At 61.0% G+C, this 20,204-nt stretch carries 16 protein-coding genes and 1 pseudogene; 11 read left to right on the forward strand and 6 right to left on the reverse strand.

Annotation, left to right across the window (positions count from 1 at the left end; genetic code table 11):
- Positions 1-143 precede the first annotated feature (143 nt).
- The 5 genes from A9D60_RS12040 to A9D60_RS12060 all read left to right on the forward strand — a co-directional run bounded on the left by A9D60_RS12040 (position 144) and on the right by A9D60_RS12060 (position 7,551).
- Positions 144-1,091, forward strand: coding sequence for an ABC transporter substrate-binding protein (locus A9D60_RS12040; RefSeq protein ID WP_065267834.1), 948 nt, complete (start codon positions 144-146; stop codon positions 1,089-1,091).
- A gap of 106 nt (positions 1,092-1,197) precedes the next feature.
- Entirely contained in the window at positions 1,198-2,220 is a 1,023-nt protein-coding gene (locus A9D60_RS12045; protein WP_065267835.1) for a quaternary amine ABC transporter ATP-binding protein, read from the forward strand.
- Entirely contained in the window at positions 2,217-4,211 is a 1,995-nt protein-coding gene (locus tag A9D60_RS12050) for an ABC transporter permease (RefSeq protein WP_065267836.1), read from the forward strand. The genes A9D60_RS12045 and A9D60_RS12050 overlap by 4 nt, the downstream gene beginning before the upstream one ends.
- Before the next feature lie 2 nt (positions 4,212-4,213).
- Positions 4,214-5,095: a choline/ethanolamine kinase family protein gene (locus A9D60_RS12055; RefSeq protein WP_065267837.1), complete on the forward strand. Its 882-nt coding sequence runs from the start codon at positions 4,214-4,216 to the stop codon at positions 5,093-5,095.
- A gap of 8 nt (positions 5,096-5,103) precedes the next feature.
- Positions 5,104-7,551, forward strand: a complete 2,448-nt coding sequence (locus A9D60_RS12060) for a GcvT family protein (protein WP_065267838.1) — start codon at positions 5,104-5,106, stop codon at positions 7,549-7,551.
- 215 nt (positions 7,552-7,766) lie between these two features.
- On the opposite strand, the gene A9D60_RS12065 is transcribed toward A9D60_RS12060, so the two are convergent.
- On the reverse strand, positions 7,767-8,678 hold the full coding sequence (locus A9D60_RS12065) for a LysR family transcriptional regulator (protein WP_065267839.1): 912 nt from the start codon (positions 8,676-8,678) through the stop codon (positions 7,767-7,769).
- Positions 8,679-8,784: 106 nt separating this feature from the next.
- Here A9D60_RS12065 and A9D60_RS12070 point away from each other — a divergent pair, with 106 nt between their 5' ends.
- Genes A9D60_RS12070 through A9D60_RS12080 form a run of 3 tightly spaced genes read left to right on the forward strand, consistent with a single transcriptional unit; the run spans position 8,785 to position 11,597 of the window.
- On the forward strand, positions 8,785-9,621 hold the full coding sequence (locus A9D60_RS12070) for a hypothetical protein (RefSeq protein WP_065267840.1): 837 nt from the start codon (positions 8,785-8,787) through the stop codon (positions 9,619-9,621).
- 2 nt (positions 9,622-9,623) lie between these two features.
- A complete protein-coding gene (locus tag A9D60_RS12075) occupies positions 9,624-10,379 on the forward strand; it encodes a hypothetical protein (protein WP_065267841.1) in 756 nt (251 codons plus the stop codon).
- Positions 10,380-10,397: 18 nt separating this feature from the next.
- Positions 10,398-11,597 (forward strand): Coenzyme F420 hydrogenase/dehydrogenase, beta subunit C-terminal domain, encoded by a 1,200-nt coding sequence (locus A9D60_RS12080; RefSeq protein WP_065267842.1) that lies wholly within the window; start codon positions 10,398-10,400, stop codon positions 11,595-11,597.
- Positions 11,598-12,225: 628 nt separating this feature from the next.
- Here A9D60_RS12080 and A9D60_RS12085 read toward each other — a convergent pair.
- Positions 12,226-13,095 carry a LysR substrate-binding domain-containing protein gene (locus A9D60_RS12085; protein ID WP_065267843.1) on the reverse strand — a complete coding sequence of 290 codons (870 nt, stop codon included), beginning with the start codon at positions 13,093-13,095 and terminating at the stop codon, positions 12,226-12,228.
- A gap of 118 nt (positions 13,096-13,213) precedes the next feature.
- Between A9D60_RS12085 and A9D60_RS12090 the strand changes: the two genes are divergently transcribed.
- Both A9D60_RS12090 and A9D60_RS12095 read left to right on the forward strand, forming a co-directional pair.
- The gene (locus A9D60_RS12090; protein ID WP_065267844.1) at positions 13,214-14,755 is read left to right on the forward strand and encodes a trimethylamine methyltransferase family protein; all 1,542 of its coding nucleotides are present in this window, start codon (positions 13,214-13,216) and stop codon (positions 14,753-14,755) included.
- Between the two features lie 89 nt (positions 14,756-14,844).
- Positions 14,845-15,075: an ABC transporter six-transmembrane domain-containing protein gene (locus tag A9D60_RS12095; RefSeq protein ID WP_254656686.1), complete on the forward strand. Its 231-nt coding sequence runs from the start codon at positions 14,845-14,847 to the stop codon at positions 15,073-15,075.
- Between the two features lie 298 nt (positions 15,076-15,373).
- On the opposite strand, the gene A9D60_RS12100 is transcribed toward A9D60_RS12095, so the two are convergent.
- From A9D60_RS12100 to A9D60_RS12115, 4 genes and pseudogenes are all read right to left on the reverse strand, one after another.
- Entirely contained in the window at positions 15,374-16,435 is a 1,062-nt protein-coding gene (locus A9D60_RS12100; protein ID WP_065267846.1) for a ferredoxin--NADP reductase, read from the reverse strand.
- A 7-nt stretch (positions 16,436-16,442) separates the two neighbouring features.
- Positions 16,443-16,922, reverse strand: coding sequence for a hypothetical protein (locus tag A9D60_RS12105; RefSeq protein ID WP_065267847.1), 480 nt, complete (start codon positions 16,920-16,922; stop codon positions 16,443-16,445).
- Positions 16,919-17,485, reverse strand: a pseudogene (locus tag A9D60_RS12110) (ABC transporter six-transmembrane domain-containing protein); the annotation flags it as partial. The gene A9D60_RS12105 and the pseudogene A9D60_RS12110, both read right to left, overlap by 4 nt.
- Positions 17,486-17,942: 457 nt before the next feature.
- A complete protein-coding gene (locus A9D60_RS12115) occupies positions 17,943-18,548 on the reverse strand; it encodes a TetR/AcrR family transcriptional regulator (RefSeq protein ID WP_175392956.1) in 606 nt (201 codons plus the stop codon).
- A 192-nt stretch (positions 18,549-18,740) separates the two neighbouring features.
- Between A9D60_RS12115 and A9D60_RS12120 the strand changes: the two genes are divergently transcribed.
- Entirely contained in the window at positions 18,741-20,153 is a 1,413-nt protein-coding gene (locus A9D60_RS12120; protein WP_065267850.1) for an aminotransferase, read from the forward strand.
- Positions 20,154-20,204: the final 51 nt, after the last annotated feature.

Below are 20,204 nucleotides of genomic sequence, written 5' to 3' on the forward strand. Positions count from 1 at the left end.
CGTGTTTTGGCGCACATCTTGGCACGCCAAGCGCAATTATGTTGCTTTTTGTGGTTTTTGTTGACGGAAAGCCAAGCAATCTGCACGATAACCCTACGCGACGCCAAGAATCGCACACAACACCACACAACAGGGAAATCCACATGCGACAGAACCTCAGAATATTGGGAGCCGCGGCGCTGACAGCCGCCCTTTCCGTATCATCCGCCTGGTCTGCAGAATCCGCCGATCCGATCAAACTGACACTGCACGACTGGTCCGGCCAGCTGATCAACACCAAGATCATGGGCAGCATCCTGCAGGAGGCCGGATACAACGTCGAATACGTCCAGGCGGATTACATCGCGCAATTTGCCGGGCTGAAGACCGGCGACCTGCATCTGGCTATGGAGATCTGGGAGACAACGGGCCGCGAAGCGCTGGACGAAGCCACTGCGTCCGGCAAGGTGATCAATGCAGGCGAAACCGGTCTGATGGCGATCGAGGAATGGTGGTACCCGGCCTATATGAAGGACCGCTGCCCGGGCCTGCCCGACTGGCAGGCCCTGAAGGACTGCGCCGACGAATTTGCCACCGCGGAGACCTCGCCCTACGGCCGCTATGTCGGCGGTCCGGTAACCTGGGGCGGTTTCGACGAAGAGCGTGTCGAGGCGCTGGAGCTTGAGTTTGAAGTGGTGCATGCCGGCACCGATGCGGCACTGTTTGCAGAACTGGAATCCGCCTATCAGCGCCAGGACCCGATTGTCCTGTGGGTCTATGTGCCACACTGGGCTCCCTCAAAATACGACGGAGAGTTTGTTGAGTTTCCCGCCTATTCTCCGGAATGCTATTCTGATCCGTCGGTAGGCGTGAACCCGGACATGGCCTATGACTGCGGCAAGCCGCGCGGCCCGATCTGGAAAGCGGCCTGGGCCGGCCTGCCGGAGAAATGGCCGGGCGCCTATGACGTCATTCAGGCTTACAGCATCACCAACGAAGAAATGAGCGCCATGGTCGGCAAGGCGGACCTTGAAGGCGTTGAAGTGGACACCGTGGTCTCCGACTGGATGGCTGCGAACAAGGATCGCTGGTCCGGCTGGATCAGCAACTGATCTCACTCCTCCGGGGCTGCCCTTACGCTCTCAGGCGGCCCCGGCTTTTCTTCTGACCCGTCAATTTTCCCCGGCTGCCCTTGCGGGCCGGGTCCGGAGCTGCGTGATGACACCCAAGACCAAATTATCCTGCCGCAATGTCTGGAAGCTTTACGGCGCGAACCCTGAAGGCTTTCTGCGCGAAAATCCCGCCCCCAGCGGCGGAGATATCCAGCGTGCAGGCATCATCGGTGCCGTGCGCAATGCCAGCATCGACATCGCCGAAGGGGAAATCTTCATCATCATGGGGCTGTCCGGCTCCGGTAAGTCGACCCTGGTGCGCTGCCTGTCCCGGCTGATCGAACCGACAGGCGGCGAAGTGCTGTTTGACGGCGTCGATCTTTTGCGTGCCAGCGAGCAGGAATTGATTGATATCCGCCGCCACAAGATGGGCATGGTGTTCCAGCACTTTGCCCTGCTGCCGCATTTGACCGTGCTGCAGAACGTGATGTTCCCGCTGGCCGTTCAGGCCGCTCCCAGGGCCGAAGCCGAAGCCAAGGCCCGGGAAGTTGTGGAACTTGTCGGATTGAAGGGGCGCGAGGACTATTACCCGCGAGAGCTGTCCGGCGGCCAGCAGCAGCGTGTCGGCATCGCCCGCTCGCTGGTGACGGAGCCCGACCTGTGGTTTCTGGACGAGCCCTTCTCTGCGCTTGACCCGCTGATCCGCCGCGAGATGCAGGACGAGTTCATGCGCTTGCAGGCGCGCCTGCACAAAACCATCGTCTTTATCACCCACGACTTCGAGGAGGCCGTGCGCCTCGCCGACCGCATTGCCATCATGAAGGACGGCGAGATCATTCAGGTCGCCACTCCGGAGGAACTGGTGCTGAACCCGGCCACGGATTATGTCGCTGAATTCACCCGCCACATCCCGCGCTCCAAGGTGCTGACGGTGGGAGGCATCATGACCCCTGGCACGCAAGCCGAGGGCCTGCCCGTTCCGGCAGCCGCCCGGGTGTCGGAGGTCGCGGAACAGATCATCGCCGCGGATGCTCCGCGACCGGTGTGTGATGCGGACGGCCGGATCGTTGGCAGCATTGGCCGCACGGCGGTGGCACGGGTGCTGTTCGGCGCCGGAGAGGCGGCATGAAAGCGCATCTGACACGGCAGGCTGCGATCTGCTGGGGGCTGGTGCTTGCCACGATTCTGCTGGGCTGGTTCGGCCGCGACCTGGCCAAGGCGTTGGATGCGCGCTGGATGGTCAAGATCCCGTCCTCCTGGGATATTCCGTTCAACACATACATCTCCGCGACCATGGCCTGGCTGATGGAGGAGGCAGCTGTCGGCCCGGTCTCCTTCACCGATGCCACCCGCGCCATCGCCTGGCTGATTGAGCAGCCCTATGAATTGGCCTTGAACCTGCTGGCACACGGCTTTCTGTTCGATCCAGGCCCGGAGCCGCAGGTTCTGCTCCCAGCCGCCAGCTGGATCGCCGTCACCGCTGCGGTGATCTCCCTGGGGCATTACTGCCGCAGTTGGGGTCTGGCCGCGCTTGTTGGAGCCTGCTTTGCTTATCTCGCGGTTTTCGGGCAATGGGACAGCGCCATGGTCACGCTGGCCTCAGTGCTCATCGCGGTGCCGCTCGGCGCGGGCGGCGGGCTGCTGGCCGGCATCTGGGCCTACCGCCATCCCCTGGGCGAGCGCATCCTCTCCCCCGTTCTGGACCTGATGCAGACGATCCCGATCTTCGCTTACCTGGTGCCGATCCTGTTCATGTTCGGCTTTGGCCCGGTATCGGCGCTGGTTGCCACCATCATCTATGCAACCCCGCCGATGATCCGCATCACAATCATGGCGCTGAAGGCGGTGGATCCGGAAATCCTCGACTTCGGCCGGATGGCCGGCACCACCCGGCGGCAGCTGATGTGGCGGGTGCTGGTGCCCTCGGCCAGCCAAAGCCTGATGGTCGGCGTCAACCAGGTGATCATGCTGACGCTCAACATGGTGATCATCGCCTCGATGATCGGCGCGGGCGGGCTTGGCTTCGACGTGCTGGCCGCGCTGCGCCGCCTCGACATCGGCGCGGGCTTTGAGGCGGGCATCGCCATCGTGGTGCTAGCCATTGCGGTGGACCGGCTGAGCCAGGCCTTCGCAGAGCGCATGGGCCAAGTCCACCACACAAAGCCTGGTTCTTGGGCCGCCCGGAACAAGCGCACGGTGCTGGTGCTCTGCCTGCTGGCGGTCACCTGGGTACTGGGCCGTTTCTCGCCGTTACTGCTGGACTACCCGCAAAGCCAGACCATCACCACCGGCGCTTTCTGGAATGACACCGTCAAGTACTTGAACGTGAACTACTTCGATGCGTTCGAGGCCGTGAAAATCTTCTTCCTGCAGTGGTTCCTGCTGCCAATCAAGAAAACCCTGCTGGGCATTCCCTGGCCCTGGGCCATTGCCATGCTGACGCTGCTTGGCTGGCACGCCGGCGGCTGGAAGCTGGCAGCTCTGTGCGGCGCGATGTCTGCCCTGATTGCGGTCAGCGGCCTGTGGGCCAAGGCGATGGTCACTGTCTATCTCTGCGGCGCCTCAGTTATCCTTGCCACCCTGATCGGGGTTCCCCTGGGCGTTCTGGCCGCACTGAACCGACGCGCGGGTATCGCCATCAACCTGCTGATCGACACGCTGCAGACCTTGCCCAGCTTCGTCTACCTGATCCCGGTGGTGATGCTGTTTCGGGTTGGCGACTTCACCGCAATGATCGCCATCGTCCTTTATGCGCTGGCACCGGCTGTCCGCTATGCCGCCCACGGGGTGCGCAGCGTCAGCAGCGAGCTGATCGAGGCAGGCCTGGTATCCGGCTGCACCAAATGGCAGCTGCTGCGCCTGGTTCGGCTGCCGATGGCGCTGCCGGAGATCCTGCTGGGCATCAACCAGACCATCATGCTGGCGCTGTCGATGCTGGTGATCACCGCGCTGGTCGGCACCCGCGACCTGGGCCAGGAGGTCTATATTGCACTGACCAAGGCCGACACCGGGCGCGGTCTGGTCGCCGGGCTCGCCATCGCCTTTATCGCCATCATCGCCGACCGGCTGGTCAACGCCGGTGCCCGCGGCGCCCGCATCCGCTTTGGACTGGAGAGCTGACCATGAGCCAATCCGACCTGCTTCACAAAATCCGCGCACTGCCCATCTGGCAGGGGTATATCACCGTTGACCCGTTGAAAGGCGGCATCACCAACGAGAACTACCTGGTTGAGGACAGCGCCGGAAAATACGTGGTGCGGGCGGGCGACGACATCCCGCTGCACCAAGTGCTGCGCTTCAACGAACTGGCCGCCAGCCGCGCCGCCCATGCTGCGGGCCTGTCGCCTGCGGTTCTGCATGCCGAAGGCGGCCTGACGGTGCTGGAGTTCATCAAAAGCCGTACCCTGACCGAGGAAGACGTGCGCGATCCGGCAATGCTGCCGCGGGTGCTGGAGCTGGTGAAATCCTGCCACCGCGACGTGCCCAAGCATTTGCGCGGCCCGGCGCTGGTGTTCTGGGTGTTCCATGTGATCCGGGACTATGCCGCCACCCTGCAGGACAAAGGCAGTCCGCATTCGGCAGCGGCCTCGGAACTGGCGGACATCGGCAGCACTCTGGAACAGGCGGCAGGCCCGTTCGACATCGTCTTCGGGCACAACGACCTCTTGTGTGGCAATTTCCTCGACGACGGCCAGCGGCTCTGGCTGATCGACTTCGACTATGCCGGCTTCAACTCGCCGCTGTTCGACCTTGGCGGCCTCGCTTCCAACAACGGGCTGTCGCAGGCGCAAGAGCAATGGCTGCTGGAAACCTACTTCGAGGCGCCGGTGAGTGATGACCTGCTGCATCGCTACAGCGCCATGAAATGCGCTTCGCTTCTGCGCGAAACCATGTGGAGCATGGTCTCCGAAATCACCTCCGAAATCGACTTTGACTACGCGGCCTACACCGCTAGCAACCTCGCGCGCTTCCGCGCGGCGCTTGACGACTTTCAAAACACCTGAGGACTGACATGACTGAATTTCCCTCAACTGCCAAGGCAGTCATCATTGGCGGCGGCATCATCGGCTGCTCCACCGCCTACCACTTGGCCAAGCTAGGCTGGACCGACACCATTCTGCTGGAGCGGAAAAAGCTGACCTCGGGCACCACCTTCCACGCCGCCGGGCTGGTCGGGCAGCTGCGCTCGAACGCCAATATCACCCAGCTCTTGGGCTATTCGGTCGATCTCTACAATAAGATCGAAGAGGAGACCGGCCTGGGCACCGGCTGGAAGATGAACGGCGGGTTGCGGCTGGCATGCAATGAGGAACGCTGGACAGAGGTCAAGCGCCAGGCCACCACCGCGCATTCCTTCGGTCTGGAGATGGAGCTGCTGACCCCAAAAGAGGCGCAGGAACTGTGGCCGCTGATGGATATCTCCGACGTCATCGGCGCGGCATTCATGCCGACCGACGGTCAGGCTAATCCCTCCGACATCACCCAGGCGCTGGCCAAGGGCGCGCGGATGGCCGGGGCGAAGATCTTCGAGGATACCAAGGTCACTGATATCGAGCTCGAAAACGGCAAGATACGCGCCGTCATCACCGAACGTGGCCGTATCGAATGCGAGAAGGTGATCTGCTGCGCCGGCCAGTGGACCCGCACCTTTGCCAAGCGGTTCGGGGTCAACGTGCCGCTGGTGCCGATGGAGCACCAGTATATGGTGACGGAGCCGTTCGAGGGCGTCCCCTCGGGCCTGCCCACCCTGCGCGACCCGGACCGGCTGACCTACTACAAGGAGGAAGTCGGCGGGCTGGTGATGGGCGGCTATGAGCCGAATCCGATCCCCTGGGCCACGGACGGCATCCCGCAGGGTTTCCACTACACCCTTCTCGACAGCAACTTCGACCATTTTGAGCAGCTTATGGAGCTGGCGCTTGGCCGTGTGCCTGCCTTGGAGCATGCCGGCATCAAAACCCTGACCAACGGGCCGGAAAGTTTCACACCAGACGGCAACTTCATCATCGGCGAGGCGCCAGAGCTGCGGAACTTCTATGTCGGCGCGGGCTTCAACGCGTTTGGCATCGCCGCGGGCGGCGGCGCAGGCATGGCGCTGGCGGAATGGGTAATAAATGGTGAACCGCCGTTTGACCTCTGGTCCGCTGACATCCGCCGCTTTGGCCGCACGCATTTCGACACCGACTGGGTCCGCACCCGCACGGTCGAGGCTTACGGCAAACATTACACCATGGCGTGGCCGCATGAGGAGCACGACAGCGGCCGCCCCTGCCGCAAGTCGCCGCTTTACGACACGCTGAAAAGCCAAGGCGCCTGTTTCGGCGAGAAGCTCGGCTGGGAGCGCCCGAACTGGTTTGCCGATGCCGCCAGGGGCGAGACACCTAAAGACGTCTACAGCTTCGGCCGCCAGAACTGGTTCGAGGCGGTGGGCCGCGAGCACAAGGCCGCGCGCGAGGCGGCGGTGCTGTATGATCAGACGTCCTTTGCCAAATTCGCGCTGAAAGGCCCGGATGCGGTCGCCGCGATGAACTGGATCTGCGCCAATGACGTGAACAAGCCGGTGGGATCTCTGATCTACACCCAGATGCTGAATGACAAGGGCGGCATTGAATGCGATCTCACGGTGGGCCGTGTCGCGCATGACGAGTTCTACATCGTCACCGGCACCGGCTACGCCACCCATGACTTCGACTGGATCCGCCGCAACATTCCCAACGGTATGAACTGCCAGCTGTTCGACATTACCTCCTCCAACGCGGTGCTGTCGCTGATGGGGCCGAAAGCGCGCGGCATCCTCGCCGCTGTTACGCGCGACGATGTCTCCAACGACGGTTTCAAGTTCGGCACCATCCGCACCATCGGTATCGCAGGCTGCCCAGTGCAGGCGCTGCGCGTGACCTATGTGGGCGAGCTGGGCTGGGAGCTGCACCTGCCGGTGGAATACGCCCAGACCGTCTATGCCGCACTGATGGAGGCAGGCAAACCGCACGGCCTGGTCAATGCCGGCTACCGCTCGATCGAATCCCTGCGCCTTGAAAAAGGTTACCGCGCCTGGGGCTCGGATATCGGCCCCGATCACACCCCGTTCGAGGCCGGGCTCGGCTGGGCGGTGAAGCTCAGGAAGAACATCCCCTTCAAGGGCCGCACAGCCGCCGAAGCGCAGAAGGCAGAGGGCGTCAAGAAGATGCTCGCCTGTTTCACCACCGATCCCGGCGTGGTGCTCCTTGGCCGCGAAACCATCTACCGCAATGGCAAGCGCGCCGGCTGGCTCACCTCCGGCGGTTACGGCTACACCGTCGGACGGTCCATTGGCTACGGCTACATCCGCAACCCCGATGGCGTGGATGCCGAATACGTGCTGAGCGGGGACTACGAGCTGGAGGTCGCCACAGAACGCGTCCCCTGCAACGTGAAGCTCTCACCTCTCTATGATCCGTCGATGAGCCGGGTGAAGATCTGAATCTGCGCTCCGCCATCGCCAAGGATACGATGATGCAATACTTGAAACAGAGGCAGCTAGCAGCCGTTTGCAGTTTCACCGGCAATTGGCATCTGTTCGGGACTGAGCGCTCAATCAATCCTTGGCGAACTTCGCAGCGGAGCAATCAAAGGGAAACTGGTACGCCGCCCGGGGCGCAAGAGGCTTAGTACTTCCCGCAGCAATGTTTCCCTTCACTACTGCGGGCCTGTGCCAGCGGCCATGTGCTCAAGCAGCTCAAGGCAGCGTTGAGCGGACGGGTTGGCCCGTCCGAACCTGGTGAGCTTTGCGTAAAGCCGGGTGTTTCTTGAGTGCCAATCCACAGGCATTTCAACCAGGGAACCCCTGGCAAGGTAGGAATCGGCAAAGCTGCGCCAGCCCAGTCCCAGGCCGGCGCCGGCCGCGGCGGCCTCCAGCAGATAGACATAGCTGTCGAACTCCTCTCTGACCTGCCAGCCGGCAAAGTCAGGATGCGCCCGCTGCCAGTCCCGCCAAGTCATCCAGCCGAAATTGTCCTTGCTCAGTTCCAGCAGCGGCGGCGGGGCACAGGAACTTTCAAGCGCTTCCTTCGCCTGCTCGATCAGTTCAGGCGTGCCGACCGGTTTGATTTCCTCCTCGCAAACCACAACGTGCTTTTCCGCCGGAGGGAGTGAGGAGTACTCGAACACGATATCAGCCCCAGTATCAATTGCCGACCGGGTGAGGTTGTATTCGGCAGTCAGCAAGCGCAGCTCAACTTCCGGACCCAGAGCTTTACGCAGCTGGCCATGGCGCGGCATCAGCAAAAGATGTGAAACCGAATGCGAACAGACCAAGGTGACCAGGTTACCGGTCCGCGCCAGGCCATGGACCGAATCCTGCAGCATGTCGAGGCCTTGTACCACCCCGGCATAGAACTGCTGCCCCTTTCTTGTCAGGCGGATAGGTGAACTTCCCCGGTCAAACAGCAGTGTGCCGAAGCGGATTTCCAGGTTGCGGATATGGCGGCTTATGGCGGGCTGTGACGTGTTCAGCTCCTCCGCCGCGCGGGCAAACCCCTGAAGGCGGGCCACTGCTTCAAATGCAGCCAGCGCATTGAAGGATGGAAGAGCGTATTTCCGTTCCGACATATCAATTTCGATATGCCTATATGAACGCAAAAGCAATGGAAATCCATTGAGAACCCGGGGAAGCTCCTGTGCGAAAGACACCTCTAACCAACTGGCGGATTGCAGCATGGGCGACTACGAAAAACCACGTAAATGGGCAGATCCCAAAGTGAAACTCTTCCCGCACCAGGTTGGGTTTACCTGTCCGCCGCATGATTTCGATGCAGCCCCTTCGGACTTCCTCCGCATGGCGCCGCACAGTGTCGGCGCCCATGGCTGGATGCTGCATGTGCCCGATTATGCGCACCGGCTGGAGCAGCGGAAAAAGAACTTCGGCATGCTTGAGGATTTTCTGGAGTGCATGGCGAACAACGGGGCCGACGTCTGCGGGCAGGTGGGATCAAATTGGGTGCACGCCTCGGGCCTGGGCGTCGAAGGGATCCGCCAGCACTGCGAAATGCTGAGCGACAAATACGAAACTCCGTTTCACATGGCCGGCTACGCAATGGTCGAAGCCCTGCGTGCAAGCAATGTCGAGAAGGTGGCGCTGAATGCCTGCTACCATCCTGCCAGCTGGTATCAGGGTACCGTCAGCTTCCTGAAAGAAGCCGGATTCGACGTGATCTGGGCCGGGAACTTCTACGATCAGGGCTGGTTCGCCTCGCAGCAGGAGGTCGACGACTGCATCTGGTGTTTCGACGAAGAGCTGATCTGGAAGTCCTTTGACTACACTGCCGAACAGGCGCCAAGTGCCGACGCCTACCTGATCAACGGGATGAGCAACTACCGCCGCCCTTCGGACGGGATTGCGCAGCGCCCGGTCCACTACGCCGCTGCGCTGGAGGAGCGCTTGGGCAAGCCGGTCATCGGCCATGACATCGCTCTCTACTGGCGGATTTTCAAAACCCTCGGCATAGCGCCGGAAACCGAACAGGGCAGTTTGCTCTCCTCTCTGAAAGACTGACCATGCACAAGATCGTTGCCCTCTGGGCCATCCCCCGCTCCACCTCCACCGCCTTCGAATGGATGATGCGGCAGCGCGGTGATCTGGACTGCCTGCACGAACCTTTTGGCGAAGCCTGGTATCAGGGCGAGGACCCGCTCTGGCCGCGGTTCAGGGAAGGCGAAAAGACAACGCCCGGTCTGACACTGGACAGTGTGTGGGATGATATCCGCGAGCGGGCGCATAAAGGTCCAGTCTTCATCAAGGACTTTCCGCATTACATCAATCACATGTGGGACGCGGAGTTTCTGTCGCATTTCACCCACGCCTTCCTGATCCGCGACCCCGCCAAGACCATCACGTCTATGCACCACAAGTGGCCCGACTTTGACGAATTGGAAGTAGGTTTTCCCGAGCAGCGGGCCCTGTTCGACCTTCTGACGGCGCTGAATGGCACACCTCCGCCGGTTGTCGACAGTGACGATCTGCTGGAATACCCGGAGGAGGTGACACACGCCTTCTGCGATGCAGTTGACATCCCCTTCATACAAGAGGCGCTGAGCTGGGAAGCCGGAGGCGACCCCTCTGCCCACAGCTGGTGGGACGGCGGGTCGTTTCATGCAAACTTGGCCCAATCCACCGGCCTGACGCCGCAGAGGCGCAAGTACATCGATCTTAAGGACACGCCGGAACGGGTTCAACGGGTGCACCGCCGGATGAAGCCGCACTACGATCACATGTACAAGCACCGCCTGCGTGTGCGGCAATCCGCAGGTTAAAGCAGGAGTATTTGGAGAATGCGGCAGCCCGGTTCAGTGAAAGAAGTCGTCGAAGCCGGCCTATGCATCGGCTGCGGGCTGTGCGAGGCGATGGCGCCGGAACGCTGGAAAATGGCCTACACGCCGCAAGGCCGCCTGCGCCCGTCCAGGATAGGCGCGGGATCTGATGCGGAAATCCTGCAAGCCTGCCCGGGGGCAGTTGCCCGTCCCAACAGCGAATCCGCCCCGCTCGGGGACGCAGTCTGGGGCGGCTATCACCGGATGCAGGAAGCCTGGGCCAGCGATCCGGACACCCGGTTCCGGGCAGCTACGGGTGGTGTTCTGACCGCACTTGCCGCGCACTTGCTCCGGTCCGGCCAGGCACGTTTCATCCTGCATTGCGCCGCCGACCCGCAAGCGCCGATGCGATCGGTCTGGTGCCTCAGCGGCACGCCCAGCCAGCTCTTGCAGCGCGCAGGATCGCGCTATGGCCCAAGCGACACGCTGGCCGGGCTGCAAGCGGCGCTTGACCGCGATGAGCCTTTTGCCGTTATTGCAAAACCCTGCGATGCCGGTGCGCTGCGCGAAGTTTCTAAATCCGATCAACGGCTGGCACGGAACCTCGTGGGTGTTCTCGTCATGGTTTGCGGCGGCGCATCGGATCTGGGCAAGTCGCAAGCCGTGCTCGATGAATACAAGCTGTCCGAAACAGACGTCGCACTGTTCCGCTACCGGGGCCACGGCAACCCAGGACCGACAAGGATCGAAACGCACGACGGCCGCGCCTTCCAGAAAACTTATGGCGAGATGTGGGCTGACGAAAGCGGCTGGCGTATCCAGACCCGCTGCAAGATCTGTCCCGATGCCTTGGGGGAAGCTGCGGATGTAGCAGCCGCGGATATATGGCCGGATGCCAGTCCTGATGGCGATGATGAGGGCTTCAACGGGGTAATCACACGGACAGCCGCCGGCGAGCGGCTCTTCCGCGCCGCGTGCGAAGCCGGGAGCCTGACCGCCGGCGCAGACATCACCCCCCGCCAGTTCGACACCTTTCAGCCGCATCAGGTCCGCAAGAAACACGCCTTGGCCGCGCGGCTCAGAGGCATGGATGCGGCGGGCTCGCCGGTGTACCGGCATGAAGGTCTAAGGCTGGAAACACTCGATACCCGCGATGCGCAGGAGGAGGCGGGAACCCTGCAGCGAGTCCGCAACGGCAGGTTCCATGAAAAACTTCCTTAGCGGGGGACAGACCAAAGGGTTTGACCTATAGTGAAATTGGCGCACGCCGCCCAGCAGCTTGCGTTAAGGTCCGCCTTGGTCCGAACTGATCCTTCTTGCGATGCGTTTCGGAAGTGCAGCCAGGGTCACATACTGCTTCGGTCAGTGGTGGCGCTGAACCGGCCCTACCCGATCCTGTTTCAAGCAGCATCCAACACTATAGCCGCTTCCAGTTGGGTTTCTGGCATAGCTTCAGTCTCCTCAAAAGGAAGCACTGTTCCGCGCTGAGAAGGTTCACGATTTCAAGCCGTTTGCGCATTTCCAGGATAACTGCCGTTCGTTCTGCACAGCAGAACCGGGTTAGCAGCAGCGCAGAAGGATTTCTGCTAAGCGTCTGCTCGCAGCTTTAGAATAGCACTTCCGCAATTGCACAATGCCGACCTCGGATACAACGCAGAACCAGTGCCATGGCGAAGAGGTCCGCCTCCATGAACGGCCCAATGCTGCCGTATGTGCGGCATTCAAATTGCTGCAGCGCGGCCTGCAATTCCGTGCAATCGCGAAACCGTGCTTGGCCCGCACTAGCAAGATTGGGCACAAGCCTGTTCGCCCAAAAGCTCAAAGAAGCAATTCAGCAAGATGAGCCAGTCTATTGGGTTTGCAACCATCTCGAAAACGCAGCGGCGCAGTCTTGGGAAGCAGCTTTGCGCGGGCGCACCAGAAAGTAGCCGTAGTCCTGCAGCACATGCGGTGACAGGCGGAACAGCTTTGCTTCTTCCAGTTCCCGCTCGATCAGCGTGTCCATCAGGGCGATCCCCTGACCATCAGAAACCGCCTGAACACGCACATTGGGGTCAGGGATGATCAGCGTGTCCCGGCGCGTCCGGTGCGGCAGCCCCGCGGCATTCAGCCAGTCGGTCCAGGCATCGCTGTCATCATGATCACGCAGCAGCGTAAATGTTGAAACCGCATGCTCCCAGCCGAGCCGCTCCACCGTTTCCATTGCTGCAGCGTTGCCTGCAGGAAAGGCCGGGCACGGCAGGAACGGTATAACCTCGCCATCTCCCCATTGCCCGCTTCCCCAACGGATTGCGATATCAACACCTTGCGCTTCAAGGTCGAACAGCCGGATCATCGGTTGCAGCCGCAGCTGGATATCCGGATGCTCCTGCATGAAGGACATCAGCCGCGGCGACAGCCAGCGGGCGGCGAAATAGGTGGAGACACCCACTGTCAAGGTTCTGGCAGAGATCCCTTTGAGGGCCAGAATGCCGACCTCAATCTCTTCATAGAGGCTTTGGCAGGCAGCCAGCAGCTTGAGCCCGCCCGGCGTCATCTCCACCCCGCGGGCGTTGCGCTGAAACAGCGCGAACCCCAGATCCGCCTCCAGCGTTTTCACCTGATAGCTGACCGCGCCCTTGGTCATGTTCAGCGCCCCGGCCGCATCTGAAAAACTGCGGTAGCGGGCGATCTCAGCAAACAGGCGCAGGCTGTCGTGATGGCGGAATTCTACGGCCATGATGCAAAACGTATAAATTCTCTGAACGTTGCGGGCAAATAATATCGATTGCTGGCGGGAAATATTCTGAAAATATGGGTCACGAGGCACATCCTCGGGAGTTTCATCGTTGGGAAATATGAACGCCGGCACCCATATCACCCAGCGCGGAAAGTCACGCCGGGGGCGGCTGACCCGGCACAACGCACCACAGGCGGCACCGGTGTACAGGCGCCGTCAGATCCCAGCCTACGATCTGCTGGATGAGACCGCACTCCGGCGCATCGAAGCTCAGTCGGACTGGATCCTGGAGCATATCGGCGTCGAATTCCGCGGTGATGACACGGCACTTGCGCTGTTTGCCGCAGCCGGAGCGCGCGTCGACGGTGTCCGGGTCCGCTTCGAACAAGGCCATGTGCGCCAGCTTTGCAAAACCGCTCCCGCCGAATTCCAGCTGCATGGCCGTGATTCCGCCCGCACGGTGGCCTTGGGTGGGGACAACCTGGTGCTGATGCCCGGCTACGGCTCGCCCTTTGTCACCGACCTGGAGCAAGGCCGCCGCTATGCCACGCTGGAGGATTTCGAAAACTTCGCGAAGCTTTCGCATATGTCGCCCGTCCTGCACCATACCGGCGGTACTGTCGTCGAGCCGACCGATGTGCCGGTGAACAAGCGGCATCTGGACATGATGCTGGCCCATCTCACCCTGTCGGACAAACCCTTCATGGGCGGTGTGACATCCGCGCAGGGCGCACAAGACAGTATAAAAATGGCCCGGCTGGCCTTCGGTCCGGAATTCCTGGACCGAAACGCGGTGATGCAGGCCAATATCAACGTTAATTCGCCGCTGATCTTTGACGGGGTGATGTCCGCCTCCCTGTGTATCTATGCGGCGGCCAACCAATGCGTCTGCATCTCGCCTGCCATCTTTGCTGGCGCCATGGGTCCCCTCTCACCGGCGGCGGTTGCCGCCCAGACACTGGCCGAGGCGATGGTGGGCATCGCCCTTAGCCAGCTGGTGCGCCCCGGCTGCCCGGTGGTTTTCGGCAGCTTTCATTCCTCGATGAACCTGCGCACCGGCGCGCTGACGTTTGGTTCGCCCGAGGCGAACCTGACCACCATGGCGCTGAGCCAGCTTGGCCGCAGGCTGGGGGTGCCGGTGCGATCCGGCGGCGGTCAAGTCACAGCTTCCAATGCCGCCGACGGCCAGGCGATGCAGGACAGCGCCGGTGCGATGTGGGCAACCCTTCTGTCCGGCGGCCATCAGGTCTGGCACGCGGCTGGCTGGCTCGAAGGCGGGCTGGTGATGTCCTACGAAAAGTTCGTGATGGACCTCGACCATTGCGGCGCGATGCTGAGGATGCTGCAGGGGTTTGGCACGGACGACGAGGCCTTTGGCCGCGATGCCTACGCCGAGGCAGGTCCGGGTGAAAACTTCCTGTCTACCAGCCACACCCTGCGCCACTACACAACCGCCAATTTTGAACCGCAGGTGCCCGAAGGCGGCCCCTTTGAAACCTGGGACGAGAACGGCCGCCTGACCGCTGATCAGCGGGCCGCAGCCCGATGGCGGCAGATGCTGAAGGAATATCAGCCGCCGGAAATGAACGGCAGCACCCGCACTGCCCTGAATGACTTCGTGGCGGAGCGCAAAGCCGCCATGCCCGACGAATGGTATTGAGAAAGGACCCTGAAACATGACCGAAGAATTGAGCCGCACCTCGGCGCTTGCCTCCCGCCACATTGCCCTGGGATTAGGGCTTGGCCGAAGTGATGATGTTCGCACTGATCCCCTTGCTGATCGGGAAGGCCATCGACGGGCTGCTGGCCGCAAATTTCGAAGCGTTCATTCAACTTGGTGCGGTGCTGAGCGGGCTTGTCCTCCTTGGCACCCTGCGCCGGGTGTACGACACCCGCGCCTATGGCCTGATGCGAGTCGAACTCGGCAAAGAGCTTGCAAAGAGATCGGGAGGCACGCCTGTCACGCGGCTTCTGAAGTAAGTGCCGTGGTTTGCTGGGACCCGCCGGTATGGCGAGGTGAGATGATGTTGAAAGGTCCGTTTTCGGCTTGGAAGTTTGCTGTAGCATGGTTGCCATGGGCTCTATCCCGCCAATGTCCGAGATCGCGCGAAGGGCAGGTTTGTCCAGCACTGCCATCACAATTTACCTGCGGTGCTGCACGATGCACCAAGGACCTCTGTAGCGGGCTGCACCGTGGCATCGGAATAGCGCCAGAGGTCGGCTATGGGCCGTCCATGGCCGCGCACGCCATCAGGATTGGGTCCCCTCATTGGGCACGTTAGCTTGGAAACTCAATCTGCAGTTCGGGCGTGTCGGCGACACTTTGGCAGGTGAGAATGTCTCCTTGCTTAATGTCTCTTTCGGTAAGCGCCATTTGCGTTCGCATGCGAACCTTGCCTTTCACAAGCCGCGCCTTGCAGGCACCGCAGACACCGGACTGGCAGCTGTAGGGCGGTTTCAGCCCGAATGCGAGTGCCGCCTCCAACAGTGTCTGATCTTCGGCCATCCCAATGCTCTGGCGGCTGCCGTTCAGGGTGAGCGAGGCTGTGGCGTCAATGCCTTTGATTGCGGTGCCAGTATCCATTTCACCACAGCCGAAGCTCTCCAGGTGAATGCGGCTTGCAGGCACATCCAGTGCCATCAAGGTGCCGCGCACACTTTTGTTCATCGCGCCCGGGCCGCAGATCCAGTATCTTACGTCCTGTGCCACCGGCCGGGTTTCCGCGAAGGCTGCACTGATGGCCTCAGCACCGATACGGCCACTGCGCCAGGGGGCAAACCAGCTCCACATCGACGGCGACGAGAGCATGTAACGCAGGGTGAATCGATCCGGGTGTTCGTCGACGAGTGCGTCCAATTCCTCGCGAAAAAGGATGGTGTCAGCAGTTTTGTTGCCGAAAATCAGGTGGATAACTGAATGCGGTTCATGCACCAGGAGTTCTTTGATCATTGCGAACAGGGGGGTAATTCCGCTGCCGCCTCCAAAGAAATAGTGGGTGCGGCGCGCCATCGGATCGGGCTGGAGAAAAAACTGCCCTAGTGGCGGCATCGCTTCCAGGGTTTGGCCGGCCTTTAGGTCGTCTGCGATATGGTTTGAAACCACACCGTCTTTGAGCCGCTTGACCGTGATGCGCAGGGGAGCACCGGGCGGGTTGGAGATTATGTAACAGCGACGGTGTTCTTTGCCGTCGATCTTAAACCGCAAGGGTAAATGCTGCCCGGCTCCCCAGCTAAAGGTTTCGTTCAGCTCCGGCGGCACGGCAAAGGTAACGCTGGCGGCTTTGCTGCCAATCTCCTGGCGGATGCCTGCAATGGTAAGGGTATGAAATCGGGTATTCATTGCGGCCTCAGCGGTAGTCATACTTGGAAGTCAGCGACCGTATCAGATGTCGCCCAGCAAGAGTGGTGATGTCGAAGCGGTCGGTCTGGGTCATGACCCCATCAAATGTACCCCAGACATAGTTGACCTGTGTCCGGGCGGTAATGACACTTGCGTTGCCTTCTGCGGTAACTTCCAGCACCGCTTCGGAGCGGCCGGTTTCCTTATAGCCATGCATGGCCTCCATGAGCCTGGGGTCCTCGGTCCAGTCGGGCTGTACTTCCCATTCGGACAATGAATAGCTGAATTTCCAGGCTGGCGCGCCCGCGCCCATCTGAACGAAAACGCTATGGGTGGCTTCCGGGTGCCAATCCTGCAAGTGCGCGGCAGGCACCGAGATTGCAGAATATTGGCGTTTGACTAGGTTTTCAGGTGTGTCCCTAGGGGCTGCAATTGCCAGCCCGGCAGAAAGAAAAGTTCCGATTGCGGTAGCAGTGACGCTTTTCATTCAGCGGCCTCCATTTTGTTGATGCGTGCAGTGATTTCGGACAGGCGCGAAAGCGTTTGCAGGGTCATCGGCAGGATCAGAGCGCTTTCAAAGAAGTCCCAGCTGTAGGTGACGATAGAAAACACGCCGCCGGCAGAGACTCCCAGCGATTGGGTCGCAAACCAAAGGTTGAACATCTCCATGCCGAGGAGGGCGGCGAGGATCATTCCGTAGATCAGGCCCTCGGTGTCAGAGATGCGGATTTCTGATTTCCTTAATGAAAGAAGATGCGCCCCCAGCCGCGGGGGCGATCGGGTTTCCAGCACGCCAACCTGCTGCTCAGCCCGCGCGTTGAGAGCTGCATTCAGGCGGAAAAACTTTTTGTGCGCCAGTGTATTAGTCAGCATGGTTGCTGCCAGCGCCGCCTAAGCAGCCAATGCCAGCACTGGGTGGAACCCTGCCAGAATGACAATTGCGGCAAAGACCCGGATAACCGCCGTCATGCTCTGAGGAACCTCGGATTCCAAGAAATCCACAAGCTCGCGCCCCATGCCAAGTCGCGCGTTAACGGGGCCAAAGCACGCTACTGTTTGCCGCTAATACACGACCAACCTGCCTAAGGTTCATGACAATTTCTTCGGGTTTGTGCTGCTTCGTTCCCATTCAGATCCTCCGTTTTCCCAAACAAAACGGCAAACCACTTCACTGGGAGAGGATCAGAGGAAGCACTGCAAGTCCAAGATCCTCACAATGCACCGTTATATCGCCCGCCGGTCCCGGAAACCGTCATCCCGATGAAACGCAGGCCTATCATGCACTAAAACCCGCTTGGACCAGTCAGATGATGCTGCTCACAGGCAGTGCTTCGCCCGCTGAAACAGTGCGGACTTCCTAGACACTGAATTTCAGCTCGCTTTCGTATTCGGTGATTGGGTCGTCCAGTGCTGGCACATCTTTCGCGACTGGGCACCAATATTGCGCCTGGGAACCTCTCTATTGCTGCCCCTTTGCAAAAGATGGCGGCCCGCCCGTGCTGTCTGTTCAGAAGTAACCGGGAAAGAATGCGCAGGCGGTGGTCCGGCAGATTTCTATCGCATTCTCCCTGCTGAATTCGTCAGGGTGGGCGTGGAAGTCGGTCCACAACCCTTCCAACAGAGACATGATAGCCATCGCGACTGTCTCGGGATCGCCATGGGTTCCGCAGGCTTGGCACAGCACATGGCAGCAGTTGCGCACATGGTCATGCAGATCGGTTCCTCGGGTTTCGATATAGCCGGTTCCAAGCGCCTGCAATTCAGGTTCCGCGCGGAAAGCAAAGGTCAGCCGGGCGCTGCGCTTATTCAGCACAGCTTCTGAGAAATCGGTTTCAAACAGCGCTTGCAGACGGGCTGCAGCATGTTCCGGTGTGCTTACCTCTTCCGGGGCCTGGCTGGTGAAGTTCTGCCAGGCTGCATTGTACTCGCGCGTCATGTGTACCGCGAGTTCGCGAATCAGATTGTCCTTAGACTGAAAATGCAGGTTGATCATGCCGCGCGAGAGGCCTGATTCCTCCTGGATGCGGCTGATCGTGGCGCCGCTCACGCCGTGCCGAAGGATTACGCTGGCAGTGGCGTCCAGCAGAACCTCCCGGTGCAGGTCCTTGTCCACCTTCCGCTTTTTCTTGGCTTCTTCGGCACTTGCCATTTGCCCGCCCCTCTTTTTCTTGTCACCGGCCCGCTGCCTTTCCGGCACCATGCCCGGGATTACAAGAAATTTCCATCGACAATGAACGATCATTCACTTAAGCATTATGTATGAACGTTCATTCATGAAAGCAACAACTCCGGACAGAGGGCCGAGATGACCAAACTTGGAAACGACTTCGAAAACTTCAAAACCTGGGACAAGGAGAACTACTTCCATCCGTGGGAAGGGCTGGAAGTCCAGGGTGCCGGAAAAGCCGACAGGACGTTCAGCGAATACGCCGAAGGCATCTATGTCTACGACGAGCACGGCAACAAGGTGATCGACGGCCCCGGCGGCATGTGGTGCATGCAATTGGGCTACGGCAACACGGAAATCGCCGATGCGATGGCGGCGCAGGCCCGCAAGATGGCCTATTGCTCCCCCTTCTCCGAGGCCACGTCGGTGAGCGCGGAGTTCGCTCATGCCATCGCCAAACGCGCGCCAGGCGACCTCAACCGGGTCTATTTCACCACCGGCGGCTCCACCGCGGTGGACACCGCCATCCGCTTTGTCCACTTCCGCAACAACCTGCTGGGCAAGCCCGCAAAGAAGCGCATCATCACCCGGGCGCACGCCTATCACGGCGGCACCTATCTGACCGCTTCGCTCAGCGGCAAGCCAAGCGAGCGGCAGTGGTTCGACACCGACCAGGTCATTCCCCATTTCCTGCCGGACGTGAACGCCTTCCGCCGCCCTGCCGGCATGAGCATCGAAACCTTCCTGGATGAAAAGGTGGCGGATCTGGAAAACGCCATCCTGGAGCTGGGCGCGGACAATGTCGCCGCCTTCATTGCAGAGCCGGTGCTGGGCTCCGGCGGCGTGATCGTGCCGCCCGCTGGCTACCACAGCCGCTGTCTGGAGATCTGCCGCAAATATGACGTGCTCTATATCTCCGACGAGGTCGTCACCGGCTTCGGCCGCCTCGGCCACTGGTTCGCCTCCGAGGAACTGTTCGGCATCACCCCCGACATCATCACCTGCGCCAAGGGTCTGACCTCGGGCTATGCGCCGATGGGGGCCGCGATCTTCTCCGACCGGCTGTTTCAGGACATAGAGGGCGACATCTCCAAGGACGTCTATTTCACCAGCGGCTACACCTATTCCGGCCATCCGGTCTGCGCCGCCGCAGGCCTCAAGAACATCGAGATCTTCGAGCGCGAGGGCATTCTGGAACATGTCCGCAAGGTGACCCCGCATTTCCAGAGGCGCCTGCAGCAGATGCTGGAGCTTCCGCTGATCGCGGATGTGCGCGGCATGGGGCTGGTGGGCTGCATCGAATGCTCGCTGACCCGCGACGGCAAGGCCAGCGCCGAGATTGACGCCACCATCGGCGCCGTGATCGACGCCCGCTGCCAGGAGCTGGGCCTGATGGTCCGCCCCTACGGCAACATGGCGATCTTCTCGCCGCCGCTGGTGATCACCGAAGCGCAGATCGACGACATGTTCGACATTCTGACCGAAGGCGTCCAGCGCGCAACCCGGGAACTGCTGGGCCAGGGCCTCGAACTGGAAGCGGTGCGGGCTTGAGGCCCGCATCCCCGAAAAGAACCAGAAACAGAACCCCAACACGGGAGGGAA

The organism is Leisingera sp. JC1 (assembly GCF_001679925.1).
In the GTDB taxonomy this organism is placed as follows: Bacteria; Pseudomonadota; Alphaproteobacteria; order Rhodobacterales; family Rhodobacteraceae; genus Leisingera.

Coding starts and splice junctions, on each gene's coding strand:
- A9D60_RS12040 (WP_065267834.1), top strand. CDS start 144: ATGCGACAGAACCTCAGAATATTGGGAGCCGCGGCGCTGACAGCCGCC.
- A9D60_RS12045 (WP_065267835.1), top strand. CDS start 1,198: ATGACACCCAAGACCAAATTATCCTGCCGCAATGTCTGGAAGCTTTAC.
- A9D60_RS12050 (WP_065267836.1), top strand. CDS start 2,217: ATGAAAGCGCATCTGACACGGCAGGCTGCGATCTGCTGGGGGCTGGTG.
- A9D60_RS12055 (WP_065267837.1), top strand. CDS start 4,214: ATGAGCCAATCCGACCTGCTTCACAAAATCCGCGCACTGCCCATCTGG.
- A9D60_RS12060 (WP_065267838.1), top strand. CDS start 5,104: ATGACTGAATTTCCCTCAACTGCCAAGGCAGTCATCATTGGCGGCGGC.
- A9D60_RS12065 (WP_065267839.1), bottom strand. CDS start 8,678: ATGTCGGAACGGAAATACGCTCTTCCATCCTTCAATGCGCTGGCTGCA.
- A9D60_RS12070 (WP_065267840.1), top strand. CDS start 8,785: ATGGGCGACTACGAAAAACCACGTAAATGGGCAGATCCCAAAGTGAAA.
- A9D60_RS12075 (WP_065267841.1), top strand. CDS start 9,624: ATGCACAAGATCGTTGCCCTCTGGGCCATCCCCCGCTCCACCTCCACC.
- A9D60_RS12080 (WP_065267842.1), top strand. CDS start 10,398: ATGCGGCAGCCCGGTTCAGTGAAAGAAGTCGTCGAAGCCGGCCTATGC.
- A9D60_RS12085 (WP_065267843.1), bottom strand. CDS start 13,095: ATGGCCGTAGAATTCCGCCATCACGACAGCCTGCGCCTGTTTGCTGAG.
- A9D60_RS12090 (WP_065267844.1), top strand. CDS start 13,214: ATGAACGCCGGCACCCATATCACCCAGCGCGGAAAGTCACGCCGGGGG.
- A9D60_RS12100 (WP_065267846.1), bottom strand. CDS start 16,435: ATGAATACCCGATTTCATACCCTTACCATTGCAGGCATCCGCCAGGAG.
- A9D60_RS12105 (WP_065267847.1), bottom strand. CDS start 16,922: ATGAAAAGCGTCACTGCTACCGCAATCGGAACTTTTCTTTCTGCCGGG.
- A9D60_RS12120 (WP_065267850.1), top strand. CDS start 18,741: ATGACCAAACTTGGAAACGACTTCGAAAACTTCAAAACCTGGGACAAG.